2 protein-coding genes are annotated in these 1,285 nt (G+C 67.4%); both read right to left on the bottom strand.

The window, feature by feature from the left end:
• A partial coding sequence (locus tag A5779_RS09420; protein ID WP_064881153.1) for an MspA family porin occupies positions 1–583 on the bottom strand: 583 nt, incomplete at its 3' end.
• A 91-nt stretch (positions 584–674) separates the two neighbouring features.
• On the bottom strand, positions 675–1,285 hold a 611-nt coding region (locus A5779_RS09415), incomplete at its 5' end, for an MspA family porin (RefSeq protein WP_064881151.1).

Below are 1,285 nucleotides of genomic sequence, written 5' to 3'. Positions count from 1 at the left end.
CGTCCACCTTGATGTGAACGTCCTTCAACGTGACGCGCACCGGTGCGGCCTTGAACGACTTCTTGTTCACCGAGACGTTGGTGACGGTGCCGGGCTTGGGGTGGACCTCCAAGGTGCCCGAGATCGGCATGCTCACCCCGGTCGGGATGATGCCGGCCAGCGTCGAGCCCGACGTGCTCAGACCGATGGACCCGATCAGACGGACCTGGCCCAGCTCGATTCCGCAGCCGATCTGGTAGCCCGTGTCCAGCGTGCCGCCGGTCAGCGAGGTGGATCCGCCGCCGGTGACGGTGCCGGTGAAGGTGGCTCCCACCATGTACTCACGTGACGATGCCGCGGTGGTCAGCGGCGCGACCGGCAGCTGGCTCTCGTCTTTGGCCGACACTGTGAGTTTCCAGCCGTCGGGGGTGGTGACCACGCCCGGCTCGGCGGAGGCGACCAGCCCGTTGTCCGGCGGTGGTCCGGCATCGACGGGTGCGGCGGGATCCGGCGGTGGTGGCGGCGGGTCGGCCGACGCGAGGGGCGCCAACGCAACCGGGGCCAACATACAGACAGCGGCCAATGTGGCGAAACGATTCAACATGCGGGAACTTGTGCCTCTCATGGGGTTCGAATCCGAGGTATCGGCGTCGTGATCGGGGCGAAAGATGGTCGGTGCCGTCGCGAGGCCGCGGTCAGACGGCCTTGGTGACGCCGAGGTAGGTGACGACGTCGTCGGTGTTGTCGGTGGAGCTGGTCAGCGTCGCGTAAGTGCGGATGAACGACTGACCGGCGCACTGATCGAACTTGATACGCACGCCCGTGATCGTCACGCGAGTGCCCGTGCCCTTGAACGACTTCTTGTCGATCGGAACGATGGTCACGGTGCCGGGCTTGAGGTAGACCTTGCCCTGCAGGCTGACACCGGTACCGAGGCTGGCATCGCCGGCCGAACCGGTGAACGGGATCTTGATGCCCGGGGTGAAGCTGATGCCCGGGTTGATTTCCGTTTCGTCAGTGATGATGCCGCAACCGATCTGGGCGCCGGCTTCGAGCGTGCCGCCGGTCAGTTTGGTCTTGCCCCCGCCCGATACCTTTCCGTTGAAGGTGCCGCCGACGAGGTACTCACGTGACGACACCGCGGTGGTCAGTGGTGCGACCGGCAGCAGGGTTTCGTTGGATCCGGCGACCGTCACGTGCCAGCCGTCGGGGGTGTCGAGGACTCCGGGGGGCGAGGACGGCACTGCGCCCGTGTCCGGTGGGGGCGGGGCCGGCGCCGCCGCTGCGGCAGGCACCGCGGGGTCCG

Origin of the sequence: Mycolicibacterium peregrinum (genome assembly GCF_001665625.1) — a bacterium.
GTDB classification, from domain to species: domain Bacteria; phylum Actinomycetota; class Actinomycetes; order Mycobacteriales; family Mycobacteriaceae; genus Mycobacterium; species Mycobacterium peregrinum_B.
This window is presented reverse-complemented; position numbering and strand designations above follow the sequence as displayed.